Origin of the sequence: Halochromatium salexigens (genome assembly GCF_016653295.1) — a bacterium.
GTDB classification, from domain to species: domain Bacteria; phylum Pseudomonadota; class Gammaproteobacteria; order Chromatiales; family Chromatiaceae; genus Lamprobacter; species Lamprobacter salexigens.
Genome location: NZ_NHSF01000045.1, coordinates 50,729 through 74,636, shown reverse-complemented (window position 1 = coordinate 74,636; position 23,908 = coordinate 50,729). Strand labels below are relative to the sequence as shown.

Here is a 23,908-nt window from a genome sequence, read left to right as displayed (position 1 = left end):
TAGCGAACACCGGGGGCGTCGGTGTGGCTGTGGGGGTGGGCTTGAGAACCATCGGCTAACAACTCAAGTTTCAACCGCTTTCAGAAAAGCTACTGGTAACATGAGGGTTTCAAATTTGGAATTGCTGCAGTTTATAGCCGTGCCACTTGATCGCCGGACTGTACAAGCCAGAAAGCCGAAAGTTGAGGCGCTCATCATGGTTGCGAGTCAGGGGGAATGGCTATCTGCGTCTTCCCGCGCCCGACTTGCCCAGATGAGCGAAAGCTTAGCCTCAGCAGCCTTGTATCAACTGGCGTCGATGTCGCGCCAGAACAGCCGATCACGTCCCTGTTCTTTGGCCTGATAGAGTGCCTGGTCGGCAACCTGTTTCAAGGCTTCGGAGCTCGTTGCCGGTCGCTGCCGTTGCGGCTGGTGGGTGCTGCCACCCAGGCTGATGGTGATGTGATCGCTCACCGGCGAATAGGCGTGTGGGATGGCCAGGGTATGAATCGCCGCGCGCATCTTCTCGGCGACCTCTCGGGCGCCGGTGGCGTCGGTATCGGGCAGTAAGACGACGAACTCCTCGCCGCCATAGCGGGCGACCAGGTCAGCGGAGCGGGTTGGCGCTTGTGCCAAGGCTTGCGCGACCCGGCGCAGGCACTCATCGCCGGCGCCATGACCATAGTGGTCGTTATAGGGTTTGAAATGGTCGATATCGATCATCAACAGCGAGAGCGGTTGCTGATGGCGCGACTGCCGGTTCCATTCCTGCGAGAGCTTGCGGTCGAAATAGCGCCGATTCGGGATCTCGGTCAGCCCATCCTGGAGGGCGATCTTCTCGAGCAGATCGGTCTTGAGCTTGAGGCTGACCTGATTGTGGACCCGGGCGCGGACGATGGCGGGGTTGAATGGCTTGGAGATGTAGTCGGCGGCGCCGAGCTGTAGCCCCTTGGCCTCGTCCTGGGCTTGATCGAGGGCGGTGACGAAGATGACCGGAATCGCGTGGGTCGCCTCATCGGCCTTGAGTTCGCGGCAGAGGCCGTAGCCATCCTGGTCCGGCATCAGGATATCGAGCAGGATCAGGTCCGGCCCCGGCTCGCGCCGCGCCAGCTCCAACGCCTTGGCGGCATTGGTCGCGGTGATGATCCGATAATCGTCCTTGAGCAACTTGGCGAGGGCGTGGATGTTGGCGGGTTGATCATCGACGATCAAGATCGTGGCGCGCTGTTCTCTCACCTCAGGCCTCGTGTTGCGTATCGGCGATGCGCGCGGCGACCTGCTTGAGCAGATCGGCGGCGCGGTCATGGTCGAAGGTCTCGATGTAGGTTTGCAGTTCCATGGCTTGGGCGTCGTCGACGTACTGGCGGATGACGGCGGTGACCGCGTCCATCAGGGTGTCGTCGATCAACTCGCCGGCGGACAGGGCGTGCACGATCTGGTCGATGGTCTCCATGCTGGCGCTCGGGTCTCCCTGGCGGGCCTGTTCTCCGGTGGGGCCGCTCGCGGGGCCGTTGGCGGAGCGCCTGGGTAGCGAGGCCAGGCGCGCGCGGGCTTGGTTCAGGGTCTCGGCCAGTTCCTCGCGCGTGGCCGTTGGGATCGGCGCATCGCTGCGGCAGGCGCGGTCGATCTCGGTGGCGACCGCCGCCAGGCGCACGGCGCCGAGCGTGTTGGCCAACCCCTTCAGGGTATGGATCAGGCGCTTGGTCTCGCTGCTCCTGGGTGGTTGCTCGAGTGGCTCGCCGAGGGGGGCGAATTCGCCCTCGAGCTGGTGCCGGAAACGATGCAGCAGGTTGAGATAGAGCGCGCCATCCTGGTCGAGGTGGTCGAGCCCGCGTTGCAAATCGAACCCCTCAAGTGTAGCAGGCAAGCGCGCGCCGGTGGATGCTGATGTGCCCTGGGGGGTGGCGTCAGGTGCGGATACTTGCGCGCATTCGGGCGCGCGCTGGGCGCCGGTTTGGGCGCTTGGCTGGGACGCCGGCGGGTCAACGTCGGCGCCGGGCAGCCAGGTCTCGAGCAGGCGAAACAGGGTCTGCTTGTCGATCGGCTTGGCCAGGTGGTCGTTCATGCCGGCAGCCTCGGCGCGTTGGCGATCGTCGTCCATGACCGCCGCCGAGAGCGCCAGGATCGGCAGCGCGGGCTGCTGGGCGCGGATGCGGCGGCTGGCCTCGAAGCCGTCCATGATCGGCATCTGCAGATCCATGAGCACCAGATCGACCGGTTGCTCGGCGAGCCGCTCCACCGCCTCACGGCCGTTGTGCGCTTCAATGATGCGCGCGCCGGTCTTCTCCAGCAGCGCGGTGGCGACTTCGCGATTGAGGCTGTTGTCTTCGACCAGCAGGAGGGTGCGACCGACCAGGTGGGGCGGCGGCGGGTTCTGTTCATCCGTCGCGTGCTGGCTCGGCGCCTGCTCGGCGCTGGCGCGCCCCATGGCCTCGAGCAGCGCGCGCGGGGTGACCGGTTTGCTCAGGAAGGCGCTGTAGAGGCCGGCATGCTGACTGGGGCCTTCCTGGCTGTAGGCGCTGATGATCAGGGCCGGGATCTGGGTGTCGGTCAAGGTGCCTTGCGCGCGCAGCGCGTGCAGGCGCTCGAGGGTGGCGAGCCCATCGAATTGGCCGGGCATCTTCCAGTCGATGAGGATGAAATCGAACGGCAGGCCCTGGTGTTCAGCGGCCACGATAGCCTCGATCGCGGCCTCGCCACTGTCGGCCTCGACGACCTTTAAGGCCTCCCGCTCGAGCATCTCGCGCAGCACCTTGCGGGCGGTGACATGGTCATCGACCACCAGCACGCGGGCGCCGTGGGGGATCACTTCGGCCGAGCGGGGCACGAGCGCCGGCTGTGATGACAGCGGCAGGCTGAGTTCGAAGCCAAAGGTGCTGCCCTGGCCAGGGCACGATGCGAGCCGCAGCGCGCCGCCCATCTGCTCCAACAGCCGCCGGCTGATGACCAGACCGAGGCCGGTGCCGCCATAGTTGCGGGTCGTCGAGGAGTCGGCTTGTGAGAAGGCTTGGAACAGTCGCTGCTGTTGCGCCTCGCTCATGCCGATGCCGGTATCGCGCACCTCGACGCGCAGATGCGCCTGCTGTTGCTCCAAGGGCAGGAGCTGGATCGCCAATTCGACTTGCCCTTGCTCGGTGAACTTGATGGCGTTGCTGAGCAGATTGGTCAATACCTGCCCGAGGCGCAGCGAGTCGCCGACCACGGCGGGCAGCCCATGGGTGTTGCTGTGGAAGATCAGCTCGATGCCCTTGGCCTCGGCGGCAGCCGCGAACAGCGTCTGCATCTGCTCGAGCAAATCATCGAAGTGGAACGGACGCGCTTCCAGCTCCAGCTTGCCGGCCTCGATCTTGGAGTAATCGAGGATGTCGTTGATGATGCCGAGCAGCATGCGCGAGGAATCGCGAATCTTGCCGAGATAGTCACGCTGTTTGTCATTCAACGGCGTCGAGAGCAATAGCTCCGAGAGCCCGATGACGGCGTTCATCGGCGTGCGGATCTCGTGGCTCATATTGGCTAAAAATTGACTCTTGGCCTGATTAGCGCGCTCGGCGGCCTCTTGTGCCTGCTTGATCTCGGTGAGGTCGTTGTAGACCGCCACCACCTCGCCGGAGGAGAGCATGAAGAGGCTGTTCTCGCGCCAGCCCTGTAGTTGTTCATCCTCATAGCGCGCGAGTGGCAGCTCGATCGGCTCGCCGCTGCGCGCGACTTGGCGTAAGGCCCCGAACAGCCCCATCTTCTCGGCCGCCGGGAAACACTCGCTCAGGTGACGGCCGATGACCTCCTGGCGTGGGTGTTTGTCCATGCGCTCGGCGGCGGCGTTATAGTCGGTGAAGACGAAATCCTGGCCGTCGTCGACCGGTCGGAACACCGCGACGCCACTGCCGGTGTTCTCGAAGATGCCCTGGAAGCGCTCCTTTTCGGTTTCCAGGGCCTGCTTGGCCTGCCTGGCCTCGGTGATGTCGAGATCGCTGCCCCGATAGCCGAGCAGGGTGCCGTCATCGCCGATCACGGGCGCGGCATGGGTGCTGACCCAGAGCAGGTGGCCGTCTTTGTGCAGGAGGGGGTTGGTCAAGCCGTCAAACGACTGGTGTGCCGCAAAGCCCTCGAACATGGCGGTCTTGAAGGCCTCGCGGCCGTTGGCCGGGTGCAGATCGTAGAAGTGGGCCTGACCGACGAGTTCGGCGGGCCTGTAGCCCCAGACGCCTTCGGCCACCGGGCTGAGATAGGTATAGCAGCCCTCGGCATCGACCTCCCAGGTGACGGTGCGACTCTGGGCCGCGAGCTGTTGCAGGCGCTGCTCGCGATCGCGCAGATCGCGCTGCACCTCCTTGATCGCGGAGATATCCTGGATGATCGACCAAATGACCTCGCGCCCTTCCGGCGTCTGGGTCTTGAAGCCCTTGAGCAACACCGGGTAGCGGCTGCCATCCTTGCGGATGTATTCCTTTTCGAACGGCCCATAGAAGCCGGTCTCGCGCAGCTCCTCGAGCGCCTGCTGTTCGAGCGGCAAGTATTGCTCGGGGGTCAGCTCCCAGTAACTGAGCTGTCGGAACTCTTCCTCGCTGTAACCGGTGGGCTCGTGGATGGCCGCGTTGAATTCGAGAAAGTCGCCGGTGGCGAAATCGTTCATCGCGATACCGACCGGCGAGCGCTCGAACAGGCCGCGGAACTTGGCCTCCTCGGCGGCGAGCCGGTGCTCGGCGGCGATGCGGTCGCTGACATCCTCATTGATGCCGACGACCCGGATCGCGCGCCCCTGCCCGTCGCGGATCACGCGCGCGAGCCCTCTGAGTGTGCGACACGCCTGATCGTTCGTGCGCTCGACCTGGATCTTGATATCGAAATGTTGGTCGTGTTCGACCAACGCCCGGAACGCGGCCTCGGCCTGCTGACGGGACTCCGGGTGCAGTCTGTCGGCCCAATCCTGGAGGCAGCCTTGGAACTGCGCCGGATCGACGCCGTAGAGGTCGAACATGCGCGCATCCCAGAACAGCCGGTCGTGCTCGAGGTCATAGTCCCAGATGCCGAATTCGGCCGCATCGGCGGCCAGTTGCAGGCGCTCGCGGCTCTCGATGAGCTGCTGCTCGGCCTGTTTTTGCTGGCTGATGTCGCGCAAGATCGCCATCAACCGAGGTTGTTGATTGAGTTCCAAATAGATGGCCGAGACCTGGATGTGTAAGAGATGACCATCCTTGTGGCGATGCAGGGTCTCGAACTCATCATGTCCCTGGGTGATGATGTTGTGGACGTGGGCGGCGGTCTCTTCGGGTGTTTCCTTGGCTTCGTAGTCGCGCAGGCACAGGCGTGCGAATTCCTCGGCGCTGTAGCCGAGCTGCGCATGCGCGCGGTGGTTGAATTCAAGCGTGGCGCCGTTGGCCGGATCGATGACGACCATGGCGTCGGGTGAATACTCGAACAGGACGCGGAATTTCTTTTCCTGCTCTTGCAGCTCGCGGTTGAGCGCATCGCGCTGCTGTTGATGGTCCTTGAGCACGGCGAACCAGCGATTGTAATAGAGGCTGACCAGATCGCGTTGGCTGATCAGTCCCAGGAGCTGGCCATCGCGGTTCACCACCACGACGCGCTTGATGCGGTGGCGGCGGCAGAAGGTCAGCGCCTCGGCGATGGTCGTCTCCTGGTCGAGGGTGCGCAGCGGTGCGCTCATGAAGCTGCCCACCGGTGCCTGCCAATCCGGCTCGGCGCCGAGCAGCCTGAGCAGATCGCGCTGGGTGAGGATGCCGACCGGGCGCGCCTCGCGGGTGACGATACTGGCGCCAACATGGTTCTGATCCATGCGCTGCACGACCTCCTGCAGCGCCAGGGTCTCGGGCACGACCAGCGGCTGGATACCATGCAGCAGCTCGCCGAGGCTCTGCATCTCGGCCAGCACCTGCGGGTCGAGACTGCCGGCCAGATCGGTGTAGCTGACGATGCCTTGCAGGTGGCCGGCCTGATCGATCAGGCAGATGTGCTCGGAATGATTGCGGATCGCCTTGAGTCCGTCCAAGGTCGAAGCCTCTGGATCGAGCAGCGCCGCCTCCGGCAGGTCCAGTTCCGAGAGCGGCGTGGATAACGGCAGGCCCTGGACCTGGAAAGACAGCAACATGCTCGAGAGCACCAGGCGGTAGCCTGACTCGGTACTTACCACGACATCGCGGATGTTGTGGCGGTTCATGGTCTCGACCGCCTCGGCGAGGGTGGCCGTGGCCGGGAGGGTAATGACCTCGGCCGTGGCGATGCTGCGCAATGTGGGGAAAATCATGGATACCTCGGCTGTCTTCGAATCGCACTTTAACCGAGATCATCCCCGCAGCGGCCAGCACAATAGTCTGTTGGCCACCCGGAGCTCACCCGTCAGAAGATCGGAATGATGGCAAAGCCCTTGGACTGATAGCCAATCTGCGAGACGAAGGCGTTGCCAACGAAGTCGATGCCGGGCAGCAGAGTGTCTGGATCGACCTTGAGCAGACGCGCGGCGACCGAGCAGGCCTCCATGTGCACATTCGGCTTGGCCTGCAGCTGCTTGATCTGCTCGGCGATAGCCTCGTAGTGCTGCTCCTGATCCAGAGGAACGTCGGTGTGGTCACTCGAGATCAGCGCGAGCGAGGGTCCGCGAAAGGTGAAGACCATCTCGGGTTCGACGCCTTGGCGCTTGAGGCCTTCGTAGGTCTCGGCCATCACCTTCAGATACAGCGTCAGCCTCGAAGCCGTCTTTCATAGCGTTCCAGGCCTCGTCACTGGCGGCCTGGAGTTTCGCGAACGGTGCTCGATCGGTTTCGCAATGGACGAGCTGATCCAGTATAAGACAGCTGATCCGCGTTCGGTCTAGTAGCGGCCGGCTTCTTGATAGATTCGCCGAATCGCGACCGTGAATGTTACCGCCGAGAACAAGGGGGAACCGCTCCTACCATGGCTTCGACCGCCTCCGAGAACGAGTCGCATCCGATCTGGGAGCTGATCCCGTTAGCCCATTATCAGCTGCCATCCGCGCCCACCGCGAGCAGTGCCAAGCGCGGCTTGTCGTCGCTGAAGCGATTCTTTCGCTGGCGCCGGCCAGCACCACAGGGACCGGTCAAGCGGGAAGACGAGCTGCATGCGCTCGCCCCCGAGCGCTTGGAGGCCGTTGCAGGGCCGATCGACTGGCGCGCTGCCGCCCGCGTCCTGCAAACGGCGCTGGAGCAGCGCGCACCGACCGAGCGCGTCTGGTTCATCATCGGCCCGCCCACGGCCGGCTATGCCGAGCTGCTGGAGACCTGGGCGGAGCAGCACGACCGGGTCTGCATTCCAGCTCCGGCCCCTGAGGTCGTCACCGGCAACCACTCCGGTTGGCTCGCTGATTGGCCCCAGGATGGATGCCTCTGGGCCCTGCCACGGCTCGAGCGCTGCTGGCTGCGCCATCCCGCCGGGCTGGATCTGATACGCGGGCTGTTCGAGCGCCTGCTCAGCGCTCGACAGGGCTTCGGGCTGATCGGCTGCGACAGTTGGACCTGGGCCTACCTGCGCTTCGTGGTGCCGACGCCGGCGGTGCGCGCGCTGACCCTGCAGGCGCTCGATGGCGAGCGCCTGGCGCGCTGGCTCGCGAGTCTGGCAGCTGGCCACGACCAGCGCCCGCGCCGCTTTCGCCACGCCCAAAGCGGCAACCGGGTGTTGACCGTGAACGGAGGCGAGGAGATGGGGGAGAGCGCAGCGAACAACGAGCTGCGCTACCTCGCGGCCCAGGCGCGCGGCAACCCGGGCGTGGCCTTACAGCGGTGGCGCTCGCGCCTGCGCTCGGAGCCGGATAAACCCGAGGCGGCGGATGAAGAATCCGACGATCAGCCCGACGTCGAGACGATCTGGGTGGCCCCCGCGCTCGAGTTCGCGCTACCCAGCGGTTGGGGCGAGCCCGAGGCGCTCATCTTGCACGCGCTGCTGCTACACGATGGGCTGCCGACCGAGATTCTCGCCGCATTGTTGCCGGCGCCGCGTGCCCGGACCCGAGACCTGCTCTGGCAGCTCGCCGCGAGCGATGTGATCAGCGCCGATCCAGAGGGGATCTGGCGGGTGACGCCCTCGGCCTATCCGGCGGTGCGCAGCTTCCTCGCTGAACGCGATTTCTTGACCGATGCCTGCTGATGTCCGACACGATGGACGATGACAAGCTCGCCGAGCTGTTCCAGCAGCTCGATGCCAGCGTCGCGCTGGACTTGGTGCTGATCCTGATCAGTGCCGTGGCCCTGATCCTCGCGCTGCAAAAGGCACTGCCCTGGCTCGCCAGTCGGCTGCACGGCAAGAGTCGGCATCTGGTGTTAGCGATGGTGCCGTTGCTGCGCCTGATCATCGTCATCGGCGCCTTTTTGCTCGCGGTGCCGGTGCTGATCGAGCCCTCGCTGCAGAACATGATCGCGATCTTCGGCTCGCTCGGCCTGGCGCTCGGCTTCGCCCTCAAAGACTATGCCAGCAGCCTGGTCGCGGGCATCGTCGCCGTCGGCGAGGCCCCTTATCGCAACGGCGACTGGGTGCAGATCGGTGACACCTATGGCGAGGTGACCCATGTCGGGATGCGTGCGGTCAACCTGGTGACGCCGGACGACAACCTGGTCTCGATCCCGCATCTGAAGCTCTGGGCCGAGCCGATCTCGAATGCCAACAACGGCACCCCGCAGTTGCAATGCACGGTGAGCTTCTACCTGCACCCGAACCACGACGGTGCCCATGCGCGCGAACTGTTGTTCGATGTGGCGCTGACCAGCCCCTATCTGGCGCTCGGCGAGCCCATTGCCGTGGTCGCCGATGAGCAGCCCTGGGGCACCCGCTACCGCGTGCGCGCCTATCCGATCGATGCTCGCCAGCAGTTTCGCTTCGCCACCGATCTGACGCTGCGCGGCAAGGCCGAGTTGTTACGCCGTGGTTTCGCGTTGGCCGCTGTCGTGGCGCGGCCAGAACCCGATATCGCAACCGGCTAGCACTCAGCCACCGGTCGCATTCATGTGCCGGAAGATCACCGGCTTGGCCTCGAGGTCGAAGTCATGGCCCTCGGGCTTGATCGCCATCGCCTTGATCAGGGCGCGCTTGACCGCTGCGTCATCAAGCGGGTTGGCTCGCAGCACGCGGCGCAGGTCGACCGAGTGCTCCTGGCCCAGGCAGAGCAGCAGCCGGCCCTCGGGGGTGACGCGCACGCGGTTGCAACTGCCGCAGAAGTTATGGCTGTGCGGCGAGATGAAGCCGACCCGGGTGTCGGAATCGGCGGCGCGCCAGTAGCGCGAGGGACCACCGGTACGCTCAGTGGTCGGGATCAGCCTGAAGCGCTCGGCGAGATCGGCGCGGATCTGCTCGCTCGGGTAGAAGGCCTCGGCGCGATCGTGCTCGCCGATCTGGCCGAGTGGCATCTCCTCGATGAAGGCGATATCCAGTCCGCGCGCGAGGGCGAAGTCGACCAAATCGACGACCTCATCGTGATTGCGATGCTGCAAGATCACACTGTTGAGCTTGATGCGCTCGAACCCGGCCGCGCGCGCCGCCTCGATACCGGCGAGCACCTGCTCGAGATCACCCTTGCGGGTGATGGCGCGGAAGCGCTCCGGTCGCAAGGAGTCCAGACTGATATTGATACGCGTGACGCCGGCCGCCTTCAGGCGCGCGGCGAAGCGCGGCAGTTGGGTGCCATTGGTAGTGAGCGTAAGATCCGCGAGGCCAGGCAGCGGCCCGAGCGCCTCGAACAGCGTCAGCACATCGCGCCGCACCAGCGGTTCGCCGCCGGTGACGCGCAGCTTGGTCACACCCAGCTCGGTGAAGCAACGCCCGAGTCGGGCGATCTCCTCGAGCGTGAGCACCTGCGCGCGCGGCAGGAAGGTCATGTCCTCGGCCATGCAGTAGACACAGCGCAGATCGCAGCGGTCGGTGACCGAGAGGCGCACATAGGTCACATGGCGACCGAAGCGGTCGATCAGGGCAGGGCGTTCGGTGGACATGGCAAAGGGGCCTCAAGGCAAGCAGGCGCAAGGGTCTGTGGCGGATAATGGGGTCGTGAAGCGAGCTTTGAAAAGGGGCGTGCGCTCGTGAATGGACTGCAAGACTTTATCGATCAATTGACCGCAAGCTACTGGGAGTTGCTGCTCGGGCTGCTGTTGCTGGTCGTGCTCTGGCGGATCGGCTGTCAGGTCGTCGGCAAGCGGCCACTGACGAAGCACTTCCCGCTGGTCACCGCGTTGCTGGACGTGGTCGTTTTACCGATGTGGGTGATCATTATCGCCGGCCTGTTGCGCCATGGGTTACGGATGCTGGAGCTGCCGAGCTTGCTCGGTCCGGTGGCGTGGTGGACGGACCTCTTCGTGAATCTGTCAGTAGCCTGGGCCATCGGACGCGTGGTTACTGTCATCGCCAAGCAGCGCCGCCGCCGCAGGAACCGCGGTGAGCATATCCCGAAGCTGATCGAGGCACTGCTGTCGGTGTCGGTGCTGATGATTGCGCTCGGATCGTTCATGTGGCAACAGGGCTATTCGTTTACTGGCGTCTGGGTCTCGACCGGCGTGGCCGCGGGCGTGATTGGTCTCGCCTTGCAGCGGACCCTAAGCGACCTGCTCGCCGGTGTGTCGCTCGGCATCGAGCGACCGTTTCGCATCGGCGATTGGCTCGAGCTACCCGAGGAGCAACTGATCGGCCAGGTGGTGGATCTGAACTGGCGCGCGACCCGGCTGCGTGGCTGGGACAATGCAACGGTGGTGATTCCGAACGCGCGCATGGCCAACGCCGCGCTCAAAAACTACTACAGCGATCACCACCTCTATGCGCCCTGGTACTTCGTCAGGATTCCGGGCGAGGTTTCGCCGCGCTTCGCGTCCGCGCTGCTGTTGGATGCGGCGATGCGCTGCGACAGCGTGCTCCACTTCCCGAACCCGGTGGTGCGCCTCGCGGACGCCTCCAAGGTGCCTTACAGCTATATGGTCTGGGTCCACCTGAGGAACTATCCTTCCATGTTTCGCGCGCGCGAGGAACTCTATCGCGAGATTCACCTGGGCCTGCAGGAAGCGGGCATTGAGGTGGCGCCCGAGATCACCGAAATGCGCACGCGCCGCGCGCATGTGAATCGCGCCGAGCCGCCGACGGTGGCGTTGGCATTGCGCAGCCTGGATGTCGCCGGTGTGCTCAGCGATGACGAGCTGAACCAGCTCGCGGCGCGCAGTGAGTATCGCTATTTCGATCTCGGTGATCAGATCCTGGCCGAGGGTGGGATCAGCGATGCCTTCTATGTGATCATCGGCGGCCTGGTCGATAGCAGCATCCGCTTGCCGGATGGGTCCTCGAAGGTGATTGAGACGCTGGGGCCGGGCAAGCATTTCGGCATCTCCGAGATGCTGACCACGCAGGTCAACTTTCTTGAGTTTACCGCCAATACCGATGTGACCCTGATTCGAATCGATCTCGAGGCAGTGCGGGCGCTGATCACGCAGCGTCCGGAATTGGGCGAATACCTCGCCGAGATCGTCAAGACGCGGCTCGATGCCGCCGATGCGGCCCGTGTCGCGAGCCGGCGCCCTGTGCGCCGGCTCTCATTGCGCGATGTGCGCGAGGGGATCGAGCGCCGACTGCGCTCGCGCGGGTCGCGCGGCGGCCCTAGAGGCTGATGCATGCCGCCGTCAGAGGCCGCTGATCAGCGCGCGCGCCAGCGGGACTCAGTTGTCTTCCTGTTCGCGCAGGGTGTCGACCTGCTCCTCGAGCTGATCGATCTCGGTGCGCAGGGTGTCCGAGGCCGAGTCCTTGAGCGCATTGAGTTGCTCCATGACGCCTTCCGCCGAATCGAGATTATTCTCCTCGAGGTAGGTTTGGGCGCGCTCGATCAGCGTCTGTGCCTCGGCCTTGGCGCTGTCGGTCAAGGTTGCGCCTTGATCTTGCGCGATGCCGGCCGCCTCGGAGATCGCGTCCATTGCTTGGCTGCCGGCTTCGGAGGCGCTGTCCATGGCCGCTTGGGTCTTTTCCTTCACCGAGTCCAACGCCGCGCTGCCGCCGGCCTCGCCCTCGGCTTGGCTCGGGGCTTGGTCCTCGGTGTCGCTCGGGCTAGGGCCCAAGCTCTGCTCGCCATCGCCACAGCCGGCGAGAGACAGAAGGGCTGCCGCAGAGAGGGATAGCATGACGCGAGTGTGCATCGGATGACTCCTAATGGTTGCGTAGAGAGGGTTGAGTCGATCAGAAGGGGCGGGCGCCTCGGTGGCCGCTGGGTCGAGCGACGCGGCGTCGGCACAACAGTAACGCAGTCGCCGCCGCGATGCACCAGCCTGCGACGTTAGATCGATCAAGATCGGCCATCTTCAAGCAGCTTCAGCTCTATACGCCGGCGCTCAAATACCCGCCACTGCTGATCGTCTCGGACGTGCACACGATCGCCTACCGCTGGAGCCGCCCGATGTCGCCCTGCTGCTCGAACTCGCCCGGCTCGACTGGTCGGCGATCGACTAAAAAAATTAACCCTGTGACTGATCAGGCATCTCATCGTAGAGTCATGATGTTTGAAGTGGTCAGCGACTCCGGTAGATAGATCGTCGATCTGCTTGGCGATGCTTGGACCGGTTTCAGGACAAGCCGTGTGCTTGAAATCCCGAGTCGCTTTCGATAGCGTTCAGCGCTGTCCTGCTGGGGGTGCCCACGCGCGCGTGGGCTGAGAGAGTCCCCTAACGACCTGATCCGGTTCGTACCGGCGGAGGGAAGCCAGGACGAGCCGTGCTGTCGTTGCCTGCTCGTTTCGGTTCCTTGCACGCTGGTTCGCCATCGTTCCCAAGGAGCCGCTATGAGTGCCATCCCTGAAGCTTTCCTCGCAACCACCGCCCGGTTGTCCGATGAGGTGACCCGTCCATTTCCCGCCTCGCGCAAGTGCTATGTGACCGGCTCCCGGCCCGACCTACGCGTGCCCATGCGCGAGGTCGCGCAGACGCCGACGCTGACCAGCGCGGGCCGCGAGGAGAATCCGCCGATCTATGTCTACGACACCTCCGGCCCGTACTCCGACCCGGAGGCGCGCATCGATCTGATGGCCGGGCTGCCGGAGGTGCGCGGCGCCTGGATCGAGGAGCGCGGCGATACCGAGCTGCTCGACGGTCCCACCTCGGGCTTCGGTCGGCGCCGCCAGCGCGACCCGGGCTTGGCGCATCTGCGCTTTGAGCATCTGCGCACCCCGCGCCGTGCCAAGCCCGGCCACAACGTCACCCAGATGCACTACGCGCGCCGGGGCGAGATCACCCCGGAGATGGAATACGTCGCCATCCGCGAGAACCTGCGCCTCGACGAGCTGCACGCCGATCCGCGCTACGCGAAGCTGCTGCGCCAGCATCCCGGCCAGGCGTTTGGCGCCCACCTGCCGGAGCGGATCACGCCCGAGTTCGTGCGCGATGAGATCGCCGCCGGGCGTGCCATCATCCCGGCCAACATCAACCATCCCGAACTCGAGCCGATGATCATCGGCCGCAACTTCCGGGTGAAGATCAACACCAACATCGGCAACTCCGAGACCACCTCGAGCATCGAGGACGAGGTCGAGAAGATGGTCTGGTCGGCGCGCTGGGGCGGCGACACGCTGATGGACCTCTCGACCGGCCAGCACATCCACGAGACGCGCGAGTGGCTCTTGCGCAACGCGCCGATGCCGATCGGCACCGTGCCCATCTATCAGGCGCTGGAGAAGGTCGAGGGCAAGCCCGAGGAGCTGACCTGGGAACTGTTCCGCGACACCCTGATCGAGCAGGCCGAGCAGGGCGTTGATTACTTCACCATCCACGCCGGAGTGTTGCTGCGCTACATCCCGCTGACCGCCGATCGGCTCACCGGCATCGTCTCGCGCGGCGGCTCGATCCTGGCCAAGTGGTGCCTGGCCCATCACCAGGAGAATTTCCTCTACACCCACTTCGCCGAGATCTGCGAGATCATGCAGGCCTATGATGTCGCCTTCAGCCTTGGCGACGGGCTGCGTCCGGGCAGCCTGGCCGATGCCAACGACCGCGCCCAGTTCGCCGAACTCGAGACCCTCGGCGAGCTGACCCAGTTCGCCTGGGAGCAGGATGTGCAGGTGATGATCGAAGGGCCGGGCCATGTGCCGCTGCAGATGATCGAGGAGAACGTCACCAAGGAGCTGAAGGACTGCTTCGAGGCGCCGTTCTACACCCTGGGGCCCCTGATCACCGACATCGCGCCGGCCTATGACCACATCACCTCCGGTATCGGCGCGGCCAATATCGGCTGGTATGGCACCGCGATGCTCTGCTATGTGACGCCCAAGGAGCATCTGGGTCTGCCGAACAAGCAGGATGTGCGCGACGGCATCATCACCTACAAGATCGCCGCCCATGGCGCCGATCTGGCCAAGGGGCTACCGGGGGCTCAGATCCAGGACAATGCGCTGAGCAAGGCGCGCTTCGAGTTCCGCTGGGAGGATCAGTTCAACCTGTCGCTGGACCCGGATCGGGCACGCGACTTCCACGATCAGACCCTGCCGCATCAGTCGCACAAGGTCGCGCACTTCTGCTCGATGTGCGGCCCGCACTTCTGCTCGATGAAGATCACCCAGGATGTGCGCGACTATGCCAAGGCGCATCAGCTCGACGACGTCGAGCAGGCCATCGAGGTCGGCATGCAGGAGAAGGCCGAGGAGTTTCTGACGCAGGGGGCTTCGATCTATCGGGAGGTGTGACCGGCGGGCTGCGTTCCTGCCTATCATTCGTCCTTCTGCCTGATCAGAGAGGGATCACCGCCTCGGGCTTCCTTTCGACTGGGGCGGACGTTCAGGTGATTGACTGAATCCCCTTCTTCTCGATGACGGTCAGCAGCCGAAGCTGCTGGCCCGCCGGGACGCTTGACGCCTCGTTCCCAGTCGGAGACCAAGTTCTTGCTGACATTGAGGTAACGCGCAAAAACGGGCTGAGAAAGATGCTCGCGCTCACGCAGGGCACGGATGGCTTCGGGAGAGAGGGGCTCAACCGGCGTCAACAAGCCTCATCGAACGCGCGCATGGTCTGCTTGTCGATGGCGCCCACCTCTTGGAGGGCTTCCATGGTTTCATGGATCGAGGCCATCGCGTCGCTACGATACTGTTTAGCCATCGTGCTCAACCTCCGAGAATTGCCCGTCCTGGATCTTCTGCTTGCGCGCGAAGCGCTTGAACCAAGCGTTCTTGAAGATCCTCACGTGCTCTCGCACTCCGCTTCTATGTCATACCAAGTGTTATACCAAAAAGTCGGCGGAATCAGATACGCCAAGACTTAGGTGTTCGTCAGTGCGACGGCAGGATGATTGACAGGGAATCGGGTCTATTGCTAGAGAATATCCAGCGTCCGGTTCCCAGCCCATTTCAGCCGCCGAAGCAGTCGGCACTCAGCGGCAGAAAAGGGTCGGGTCCGGAAGTTGATCGACGGCCAAGTCTCAGCCGAGCGCCCGCTGTCGGCCAATTCCGGATATTGGCGTATTGTTGCCCTGGTTCTGTAGTCGCGAGGACAGCAGACACTCGCCAGAACCAGCGATGACATCGACTGTCCTACGAAGTCCTCGCGCCTCTGGCTTCGCCCGGTCGATTCGGCGAAGATGAGCGATACGCCTGCGCACCCAAGAGCACTTGGCCATGAGCAATACCTTGTCCGTCGATTACCCGGAAACCTTCCCCGATGCGCTGCATATGTCCCGAGCGGAGTTTGAGCGTGAGGCAAGTCTGGCCATGGCCGCCAAATTGTTCGAGATTGGCAGGCTCAGCTCAGGGCAGGCCGCCGGCCTGATCGGAATGGGGCGAGTAGCGTTTCTCGCCGAGCTTGGCCGCCTTGGGGTATCCACCATCCAGGTGGGTGCTGAGGAGTTGGAGGGGGATCTCGCTGCTGCCGAGGCCGCCAGTGATCATCCTCAATAGCAGCCCGGTCATACACCTGAGCGTTGCCTTGGGTGGGCTCGATGCCCTACCGGCGCTATACGGCCGGGTCTTGGTGCCGGAGCCTGTGCTTCGGGAGTTGGAGGCAGGTGCCCAGCTGGACGACACCGCCCGGAGGCTTCGAATGGTACCCGATATCGAAGTATACGCTCTGGCGAACGGGATTTCGCCGCTTCTAGCGGGCGAGTTGGATCTCGGCGAGGCGGCGGTGATCCAGCTCGCCCTGGATCTTCCGGGCGCCACCGTGGTGCTGGACGATCTCAAGGCGAGGCGGGTTGCCCGCCGTAGCTCCATCCCGATGACGGGCTCCCTCGGCGTGCTTCTGCACGCCAAACGGCGCGGCAAGCTGGACTCCGTGGCCCAAGGTGTCGAGCGTATCCGCCATCATGGAGGTTGGCTCGCCAACGACGTCGTCGAGCGCGTACTGGCCCTGGCCGGGGAGTCACCCTTCGGCCCTTAAGCGCCGGCGCGCGAGCTCCGCGAGCTCCGCAAGCTCCGCAAGCTCCGCGAGCGCCTGATTGAACGTCCGTCCGTTGCGGGCATGTGCTGTTTTTCGCTAAGATGGCGTCCCCCGACCGATCCTCTCGGTCTTTCTGCAGCGGATTCCGGTTATGCCCGATGCCAAGGGCCAGCGCTGGAGACGCTGGCTGATCCTTCCGCCGATCCTGCTCGGAGCCGCGGTGCTGGTCTGGATGGTGCGCAGCCAGGAGGCACCCGAGACCGCTGAGCGCGACGAGCCTGCGCAAACGGTGCGGGTTGTGGAGGCGCGCGAGATCGCGCTGATGCCCAAGGCGGTGGGCTACGGACCGGTCGAGCCTGCGCGGATCTGGGACGCGGTGGCCCAGGTCGCCGGTCGCCTGGTCTCGGTGCATCCGCAGCTGCACGATGGTGAGATCCTGGAGGCCGGCACCGAGCTGCTGCGGATCGATCCGGCGGACTATGAGCTTGCGCTGGCCGAGGCCCGCGCCCAGCTCGCCGAGCTGGCGGTCGAGCAGTCGAATGCCGAGGCCTCGCTGGCCATCGAGGAGCGCGGTCTGAAGCTGGCCGAAGAGGAGCTGCAGCGCCTGCGCACGCTGGCCGAGCGCGGCACCGCCTCGCAGAGCGATGTCGACCAGGCCGAGCGCACGGCGCTGAATCTGCGCACCGCGGTGCAGAACCTGCGCAATTCACTGACATTGATCCCGGCGCAACGGGAGGTCCTGCAGTCGCGGGTCGAGCGTGCCGAGCTCGACCTGGAGCGGACCCGGATCACGGCGCCGTTCGATCTGCGTGTCGCCAACCTGACGATTGAGGCCGATCAGTACGTCGGCGTCGGTCAGACGCTGTTCGAGGGCGACTCGGTCGACCGTGTCGAGATCCAGGCACAGGTGCCGATGGCCTCGCTGCGGCGGTTGTTCATCGAGCGCGGGCCGATCGAGCTCGACCCGGCGCGCCTCACCGCCGAGCTTCCGCGTCGGATCGGGCTTGCGGCGACGGTACGGCTTGACCTTGGCGATCATATCGCCGAGTGGTCGGCCGAGTTCGTGCGCTTCGACGACGCGATTGACCCCGATACCCGCACCATGGGCGTCGTGGTTGCGGTTGAGCGGCCCTTCGACAAGGTCATACCCGGCGAGCGCCCGCCGCTGTCGAAGGGAATGTTCGTCCAGGTCGAGCTGCGCGCGAGCAGTCAGCGGCCGATGATCGTACTGCCGCGCTCAGCGCTCCGCGACGGACTGGTGTTCGTCGTCGATTCCGAGCAGCGCCTCGAGCGCCGCCCGCTTGAGATCGCGTTTGCCCAGGGGGCCTTCGTCGCCATTGCCGATGGCTTGGAGGTCGGCGAGCAGATCGTGCTCAGCGATCTGGTGCCGGCCGTCAGCGGGATGCGCTTGCGAGCCGAGACCGATGTCGAGATGGCCGAGCGGCTCGCCGCGCTCGATGCATCGAGCGCCAAGGGTGCCGAGACAATGCGCAGCGGCGAAGCGGCCTCGGAGCATGCTGAATCCGGTCGCGACTCGGCCGCCGAAGCGCCCGCGCCAGCCGCTGATAGCGCCGCGAGCAGCGAGGATCGGGCAGCGGAAGACACTGAACCGCCGCAGGTCAAGGCGGCTTCGCCGAGCAGCCCATGATCGCCTGGTTCGTCCGTCATCCAACCGCGGCCAATCTGCTCATGGCCGCGATCATGATCCTGGGCCTGGTCTCGCTGCCCGGTCTACAGCGGGAAACCTTCCCCGAGATCCAGCCTGACGAGGTCCAGGTCCGGGTCGTCTACCGCGGCGCGACCCCGGCCGAGGTCGAGGACGCGATCTGCCGGCGCTTGGAAGAGGCGTTGGATGGCATCACCGATCTCGAGGAGATCCGCTGCGAGGCGCGCGAGGGCGTCGGCACCGCGGTCGCGCAGATGCGCGAGGGCGCCGACATGATGCGCTTCCTCAACGATGTGAAATCCGATGTCGATGCCATCGATGAGTTTCCGGATCAGGCCGAGCCGCCAGTGGTGACCGAGCTCGGGCGCACCGAGCAGGTGATCTCGATCGCGGTGACCGGCCCGGAAGATCCGGTCGTGCTCAAGGCCTATGCCGAGACCCTCAAGGACCGATTGAAGCGATTGTCGGGCGTCGCCGAGGTCGGCATCAACGGCTTCTCGGATCATCAGCTGCGCATCGAGATACCGGCCTGGCGGCTGCGCCAATATGATCTCTCGGCGCAAGACATCGCCGATGCCGTAGGCCGGCGCAGCATCAGCACCCCGGCCGGGCGATTAGAGGGCGCGGAAGAGGACCTGCTGCTGCGCTTCGACGACGAGCGCCAGAGCGTGGCCGAGCTGCGCGATCTGGTGGTGATCTCGGGGGCGAGCGGTGCCGCGATCAGGCTCGGCGAGATCGCCACCATCAGCAACCGCTTCGAGGACCCGGAGGCGCGGGTGCGCTTCAATGGCGAGCGCGCCGCGATCCTCGATGTCGCCAAGACCCGTGACCAGGACATCCTCGAGGTGCTGGCCGCGGTCGAGTCCTTCGTCGCCACGGAGCGAGCGAGCACGCCCGAGGGTGTCCGGCTCACCCTGACCCAAGACCGGGCCTCGATCGTCGCCGACCGCCTCAACATGGTGGTGCGCAATGGCGCGCAGGGGCTGCTGCTGGTGTTCCTGGTGCTCTGGCTGTTCTTCGGCTGGCGTTACAGTTTTTGGGTCACCTTGGGGCTGCCGGTGGCCTTTCTCGGGGCGCTGTTCGTACTGCCGGCAGTCGGCATCACCATCAATATGATCTCGATGGTCGGCCTGCTGATCGGCGTCGGCCTGCTGATGGATGACGCCATCGTCATCGCCGAGAACATCGCCGCCCGCCTGGCCAAGGGCGACGGTCCTGCCGATGCGGCGATCAATGGCGCGCGTGAGGTGTTGCCGGGCGTGCTCTCATCGTTCGCGACCACGCTGATGGTGTTCGGCTCGCTGGCGTTCATCAGCGGTGATATCGGCCAGATCCTGAGGGTGATGCCGATCGTGCTGATCCTGGTGATCTCGGTCAGCCTGATCGAGGCGTTCTGGATCTTGCCGCACCATCTCAGTCATGCACTGGCGCAGCAGGTCGCACGCCCGCCGTCGTGCTTCCGCCAGCGCTTCGAGCGCGGCTTCGATCGGCTGCGTGAGCGGGCGTTCGGGCCGGTGCTCGACCGTGCGATCGGCTATCGCTATCTCACGCTCGGGCTGGTCCTGATGCTGATCATCCTGGCGATCGCAATGCCGGTCGGCGGCAAGCTCAAGTTCGTCGGCTTTCCGGAGCTCGACGGCGATGTGCTGGAGGCGCGGCTGCTGCTGCCCCAGGGCACCCCGCTCGAGCGCACCGAGGCCGTGGTCGAGCGGATCATCGCCGGTCTCGATGAGGTCAATGCTGAATTCAAGCCGCGTCAGCCGGATCAGCAGGATCTGGTGCAGAACGTGACCCTGCTGTTCGGCGAGAATCCGGACGCCTATGAGAGTGGCGCGCATGTGGCGCGGGTGGTCGCCGATCTGCTCAGCGCCGAGACGCGCGATGCCCCGCTCGACGCCGTGCGCAACCGTTGGCGCGATGCGGTGGGCGAGCCGGCCGATGTGATCTCGATCAAGTACACCGAGCCCGCGATCGGCCCCGGCGGCCGGGCTATCGATCTGCGCCTGCTCGGCCCCGATCTCGATCAGCTCAAGGCCGCCTCGCGCGAGCTGCAGGCCTATCTCGGCGGCTATGTCGGGGTCCAGGACCTGAGCGACGATCTGCGGCCCGGCAAGCGCGAGCTGCGCCTGCGACTGAAGCCGGATGCCGGCACCCTGGGCATCGATGCCCGCATGGTCGCCGATCAGCTGCGCGGCGCCTTCCAGGGCGTCGAGATCGATGAATTCGCGCTCGGTGACGAGATCTACGAGGTCGACCTGCGCCTCGAGCCCGACGACCGGGCCGGCCCGGCCGATCTCGAGCGCTTCACCGTCACCGGTCCTAACGGTGCCCAGGTGCCCCTGTCGATCGTCGCCGAGATTGACGAGGTGCGCGGTTGGGCGCGGATCAATCGGGTCGACGGTCAGCGCGCGGTCAGTATCGAGGGCGACGTCGATCGCGCCCAGGCCAACGCCCGCGAGCTGGTGACCCTGACCCAACGCGAATTCATCCCGGAGCTGCTCGAGCGCTATCCGCAGCTGCGCTTCGAGATGGAGGGCGAGACCAGCGAATCGGCCGAGACCGGCCGGTCGATCGTGCGCAACGTGCTGCTCGGGATGATTGGCGTCTACATGCTGCTAGCGCTGCAGTTCCGTGGCTACCTGGCGCCGGTGACGGTGATGCTGGTGATCCCGACCGCGCTGATCGGGGTGATCTTCGGCCACATGGCGCTCGGGCTCGATCTGACCATGCCGAGCATCATCGGCATGGCGTCGCTGTTTGGTGTCGTCGTCAATGATTCGATCTTGCTCGTCGTCTTCATCCGCGAGGCACAGCGCGCCGGCGCCGCGACCGTCGATGCAGCTCGACAGGCCGGGCGGGCGCGCTTTCGGCCGATCCTGCTGACCTCGATCACCACCGTTGCCGGGCTGACGCCGCTGCTGCTCGAGAAGAGTCTGCAGGCGCAGATCCTGATCCCGCTCGCGGCCAGCCTCGCGTTCGGCCTGGCCAGCGCGACCATCGCGGCGCTATTCCTGGTGCCAGCGATCTACGTGATCCTCGATGATTTTGGTCTGATCGGCGGTCTGCGGCCGGAGCCGACCGCCTAGCGGTGGAGGACGTTTTCCGACCAGCCGAATGGAAGAGGGCGCGCGCATCTATCGCGAGGTGTGAGGGGTTATTGCAGCGCCGTCACCATGGATCGCTCGGCGTGGTGACGGCCGCTTGCATTCAGACGAATGCCATTCGCCTGATCAGTTGCATTCGCAAATCATGCCGTGCGTTTTGTCGTTTAGCCCTGCTGAAAACTTGGCGGTCGTCTCACGGACCACCTGATGACCTTGAAGGGGGCCGCCATTGTTCGGTGACATGAAGAAAACCGCGATGCAGTCGTCGGAAAGCTTCACGGAGGAAATCTTGTTGAGCCAACTCGGATCGTTGAACGTCCTGTTGCTCTTAGCGGGTAGGCCGCCCGACTGGCCTTCGGGGTAAAACCTCAGGTAGTCGTCGTTCTGCACGGTTCCGGTTTGACCACCAAAGTCGAAATCCTCTGAAATCGTGCACGCAGCGCCTGCAACGCCAGTAAAAAGTAGGCCTGCCGACATTGTGGTCATGATTGCTGGAATCATCGTCTTTCCACTCATTTTTCTACCGCCTTTGATATAGGGTCATTATCGACACAGCGTGCACGCTGCTCGAATCTACGTCGCTTTTTTTCCTGCCGCAAGCGTTTATTATCGAAACCCAAACAGACCAGCGATGATGCTCGAGCGATGAACGCGGTTGAACTCGCGAACGGTGACGCGTTGGAGCTGCAATGGGCCTGGCGCCTGGCCGTGGCCTTGGCGATCGGCTTGCTGGTCGGCCTGGAGCGCGGCTGGCAGAGCCGCGATCAGGAGGAAGGCGAACGCGGACTGGGCCTGCGCAGCATGGCGCTGGTCGGGCTGATCGGCGGCTTGGCCGGCCTGCTCGTCGAGCCCGTCGGCGGCGTCTTGGTGGGTTTCGTCGTCCTCGGCCTGGGGTTGCTGCTGAGCGCGGCGCATGTCGCCTCGGTCCACCGCTGTGACGATCTCGGCTTGACCACCGAGGTGGCCGCCCTGGCGACCTTGTTATTGGCGGTCATGGCGGGCCTGGGACAACTGGTGATCGCTGCGGCGGGGGCGGTCATCATGGTGCTCCTGCTGGGCTACAAGACCGAACTGCACGGTTGGCTCAAGACCCTGAAACGCCCTGAGCTGCATGCCGCGTTTAAGCTGTTGTTGATCTCGGTGGTGGTGCTGCCGCTGCTGCCGAATCGCGGCTTTGGTCCCTGGCAGGTGCTCAATCCCTATGAGATCTGGTGGATGGTGGTGCTGATCGCGACGATCTCGTTCGTCGGCTACTTCGCCATCCGCATCGCTGGCGCGCGCAAAGGCATGCTGTTCATCGGTCTCTTCGGCGGACTGGCGTCGTCGACCGCGACCACGCTGAACCTCGCGCGCCTGCATCGGGATGGCGCGGGCGGCCAAGCCGCGATTGCCGCCGCTGGCATCCTGCTGGCCTGCGCGACCATGTTTCCGCGCATGCTGCTGGTCGCCTCGTTGCTGCATCCGCCCCTGTTTTGGCCCTTGTTGTGGCCGGTGGTGGCGATGTCAGTGCTGCTGTACCTGCCGGCTGTCGTCTACGTCTGGCGTTCAGGGAGCAGCGAGATCGCGGCGGATTTGCTGCCGCGCAATCCGCTGGAGCTGAAAGCGGCGCTGTTCTTCGGCGCCCTGCTGGCGTTGGTGATGCTGCTCGGTCAGGCGCTGACCGACTGGTTCGGCGATGCCGGCATCTATGCGCTGGCCGCCGCCTCGGGCATTGCCGATGTCGATGCGATCACCTTGTCGCTGGCGCGCATGGCGGGGGACGAACTGCTGCTGTTGACCGCTGGGATCGGCATCTTGATCGCCTCGCTCGCCAATTCCCTGCTCAAGGCCGGCATGGCCTGGATCGTGGGCGGCCATGCGCTGGGCCTGCGCGTGTTCCTGCCGATGGGCGCTGCCGTGCTGGCCGGCCCGATCATCCTGTTGCGCTGAGGTCAGAAAATTCCGTTCGCGTTGAAGCTCTGCGTATATTGCTTATCGGAGCCTTTGATGTGGCGATTGAGCCAGTCACGGATGAAAGCGAGTGTCTCGACGCTCAAGAAGGCCTTGCCCGAGTGATACTTATCCTGCAGCTCGGCGAGCCTGTTGACGAAGGCATGATGCTCCATGGTGTGGCGTTGCGTGTCGGGGTAGTCGATAGCATGAAAATAGCTTTCCTCGTCCTTGAAGTGCGTTTCCGTGTACTCGACCAGTTCATCGAAGACCAGCTCCAGGACATCATTGCCTTTGCCGCGTGACATCGCCTCGTGCAGCTTGTTGTAGAGCGCGATCAAGTGGCGATGCTGGCGGTCGATCTCTGCGACATTGACGCTGTAGCTGTCGTCCCATTCGATGAGCTCTCCTGAGCTGTTGCCACTGGGCGTTATTTCAGCGGCGACTCCGGTGGTTGGCGCAAGGTGTGTCTTCTGCATGTGGATCGTGCGAACTTCTTAGGTGGGCGATAGATCGCGGTCTCGGGGTGAAACGCATACCAAGTAAACCAGAGACCGGAGGGTTTACCCAGTGACGAGCGCGAGCACCTGATCGCGCAGCGGCGGTTGGTCCCACTGCGCGGGGCGCGCGGGTCAGTGGTTACTGTACCTCGCCACTGAACTGGAACCAACCTTCGCCGTAGACATAGTCATGCATATCCTCATGCGCCTGTTGGCTCCAGACCGACAAGAGTGAGCAGGTCGGCAGTGTCGCTGGACTTGACTTGCGCCCCGTCACTCATGGAGACCGGGTCATGGATCTGACTGTTTCACGAAGTGCTCGAAAAAGGCCCTCTGGATCAGTATTGTTCAGGCGCGGGGCTGTTTCGAAGCCACTGCGCAGCGGAAGTTGAGCGG

General features: G+C 64.5%; 18 protein-coding genes and 1 riboswitch. Of the genes, 9 read left to right on the top strand and 9 right to left on the bottom strand.

All coding sequences use genetic code 11. The annotated features are described in order from the left end of the window. Positions 1-285: 285 nt before the first annotated feature. The 3 genes from CCR82_RS06770 to CCR82_RS06760 form a co-directional block, all read right to left on the bottom strand. Positions 286-1,215 carry a diguanylate cyclase domain-containing protein gene (locus tag CCR82_RS06770; RefSeq protein WP_338073118.1) on the bottom strand — a complete coding sequence of 310 codons (930 nt, stop codon included), beginning with the start codon at positions 1,213-1,215 and terminating at the stop codon, positions 286-288. Position 1,216: 1 nt separating this feature from the next. Then, the gene (locus CCR82_RS06765) at positions 1,217-6,241 is read right to left on the bottom strand and encodes a PAS domain S-box protein (protein WP_201244636.1); all 5,025 of its coding nucleotides are present in this window, start codon (positions 6,239-6,241) and stop codon (positions 1,217-1,219) included. A gap of 92 nt (positions 6,242-6,333) precedes the next feature. Continuing rightward, complete coding sequence (locus CCR82_RS06760; protein WP_476702789.1) at positions 6,334-6,666, bottom strand: DsrE family protein; 333 nt, start codon at positions 6,664-6,666, stop codon at positions 6,334-6,336. Between the two features lie 222 nt (positions 6,667-6,888). Between CCR82_RS06760 and CCR82_RS06755 the strand changes: the two genes are divergently transcribed. Beyond that, a complete protein-coding gene (locus CCR82_RS06755) occupies positions 6,889-8,094 on the top strand; it encodes a hypothetical protein (protein WP_201244634.1) in 1,206 nt (401 codons plus the stop codon). Further along, positions 8,094-8,924, top strand: coding sequence for a mechanosensitive ion channel family protein (locus CCR82_RS06750; RefSeq protein ID WP_242513310.1), 831 nt, complete (start codon positions 8,094-8,096; stop codon positions 8,922-8,924). Before CCR82_RS06755 ends, CCR82_RS06750 begins: the two co-directional genes overlap by 1 nt. Before the next feature lie 3 nt (positions 8,925-8,927). Here the strand turns inward: CCR82_RS06750 and moaA are convergent, their stop codons facing one another. Beyond that, a complete protein-coding gene (gene moaA / locus CCR82_RS06745; protein ID WP_201244633.1) occupies positions 8,928-9,929 on the bottom strand; it encodes a GTP 3',8-cyclase MoaA in 1,002 nt (333 codons plus the stop codon). A gap of 87 nt (positions 9,930-10,016) precedes the next feature. On the opposite strand from moaA, the gene CCR82_RS06740 reads away from it, so the two are divergent. Further along, entirely contained in the window at positions 10,017-11,582 is a 1,566-nt protein-coding gene (locus CCR82_RS06740; protein ID WP_338073117.1) for a mechanosensitive ion channel family protein, read from the top strand. A 48-nt stretch (positions 11,583-11,630) separates the two neighbouring features. On the opposite strand, the gene CCR82_RS06735 is transcribed toward CCR82_RS06740, so the two are convergent. Next, positions 11,631-12,101 carry a hypothetical protein gene (locus CCR82_RS06735; protein ID WP_201244632.1) on the bottom strand — a complete coding sequence of 157 codons (471 nt, stop codon included), beginning with the start codon at positions 12,099-12,101 and terminating at the stop codon, positions 11,631-11,633. Between the two features lie 476 nt (positions 12,102-12,577). Further along, a riboswitch (TPP riboswitch) is annotated at positions 12,578-12,675 on the top strand. 64 nt (positions 12,676-12,739) lie between these two features. Here CCR82_RS06735 and thiC point away from each other — a divergent pair. Continuing rightward, on the top strand, positions 12,740-14,632 hold the full coding sequence (gene thiC / locus CCR82_RS06730; RefSeq protein ID WP_201244631.1) for a phosphomethylpyrimidine synthase ThiC: 1,893 nt from the start codon (positions 12,740-12,742) through the stop codon (positions 14,630-14,632). A 23-nt stretch (positions 14,633-14,655) separates the two neighbouring features. Here thiC and relB read toward each other — a convergent pair whose 3' ends face one another. Beyond that, complete coding sequence (gene relB / locus CCR82_RS18565) at positions 14,656-14,928, bottom strand: type II toxin-antitoxin system RelB family anti-toxin transcriptional regulator (protein WP_242513309.1); 273 nt, start codon at positions 14,926-14,928, stop codon at positions 14,656-14,658. A gap of 105 nt (positions 14,929-15,033) precedes the next feature. Beyond that, entirely contained in the window at positions 15,034-15,126 is a 93-nt protein-coding gene (locus CCR82_RS06720; RefSeq protein WP_201244630.1) for a type II toxin-antitoxin system RelE/ParE family toxin, read from the bottom strand. Positions 15,127-15,556: 430 nt separating this feature from the next. Between CCR82_RS06720 and CCR82_RS06715 the strand changes: the two genes are divergently transcribed. From CCR82_RS06715 to CCR82_RS06700, 4 genes are all read left to right on the top strand, one after another. Next, positions 15,557-15,835, top strand: a complete 279-nt coding sequence (locus CCR82_RS06715; RefSeq protein WP_201244629.1) for a UPF0175 family protein — start codon at positions 15,557-15,559, stop codon at positions 15,833-15,835. Beyond that, entirely contained in the window at positions 15,774-16,313 is a 540-nt protein-coding gene (locus CCR82_RS19480; protein WP_476702788.1) for a PIN domain-containing protein, read from the top strand. The genes CCR82_RS06715 and CCR82_RS19480 overlap by 62 nt, the downstream gene beginning before the upstream one ends. Positions 16,314-16,464: 151 nt before the next feature. Beyond that, the gene (locus CCR82_RS06705; RefSeq protein WP_201244627.1) at positions 16,465-17,961 is read left to right on the top strand and encodes an efflux RND transporter periplasmic adaptor subunit; all 1,497 of its coding nucleotides are present in this window, start codon (positions 16,465-16,467) and stop codon (positions 17,959-17,961) included. Continuing rightward, positions 17,958-21,065 (top strand): efflux RND transporter permease subunit, encoded by a 3,108-nt coding sequence (locus tag CCR82_RS06700; RefSeq protein WP_201244626.1) that lies wholly within the window; start codon positions 17,958-17,960, stop codon positions 21,063-21,065. Before CCR82_RS06705 ends, CCR82_RS06700 begins: the two co-directional genes overlap by 4 nt. A gap of 144 nt (positions 21,066-21,209) precedes the next feature. Here the strand turns inward: CCR82_RS06700 and CCR82_RS06695 are convergent, their stop codons facing one another. Continuing rightward, positions 21,210-21,599 carry a hypothetical protein gene (locus CCR82_RS06695; RefSeq protein WP_207190934.1) on the bottom strand — a complete coding sequence of 130 codons (390 nt, stop codon included), beginning with the start codon at positions 21,597-21,599 and terminating at the stop codon, positions 21,210-21,212. A gap of 129 nt (positions 21,600-21,728) precedes the next feature. Here CCR82_RS06695 and CCR82_RS06690 point away from each other — a divergent pair, with 129 nt between their 5' ends. Then, positions 21,729-23,012 carry an MgtC/SapB family protein gene (locus CCR82_RS06690; RefSeq protein WP_201244624.1) on the top strand — a complete coding sequence of 428 codons (1,284 nt, stop codon included), beginning with the start codon at positions 21,729-21,731 and terminating at the stop codon, positions 23,010-23,012. Positions 23,013-23,014: 2 nt separating this feature from the next. Here the strand turns inward: CCR82_RS06690 and CCR82_RS06685 are convergent, their stop codons facing one another. Continuing rightward, on the bottom strand, positions 23,015-23,491 hold the full coding sequence (locus CCR82_RS06685; RefSeq protein WP_201244623.1) for a bacteriohemerythrin: 477 nt from the start codon (positions 23,489-23,491) through the stop codon (positions 23,015-23,017). Between the last annotated feature and the right edge of the window lie 417 nt (positions 23,492-23,908).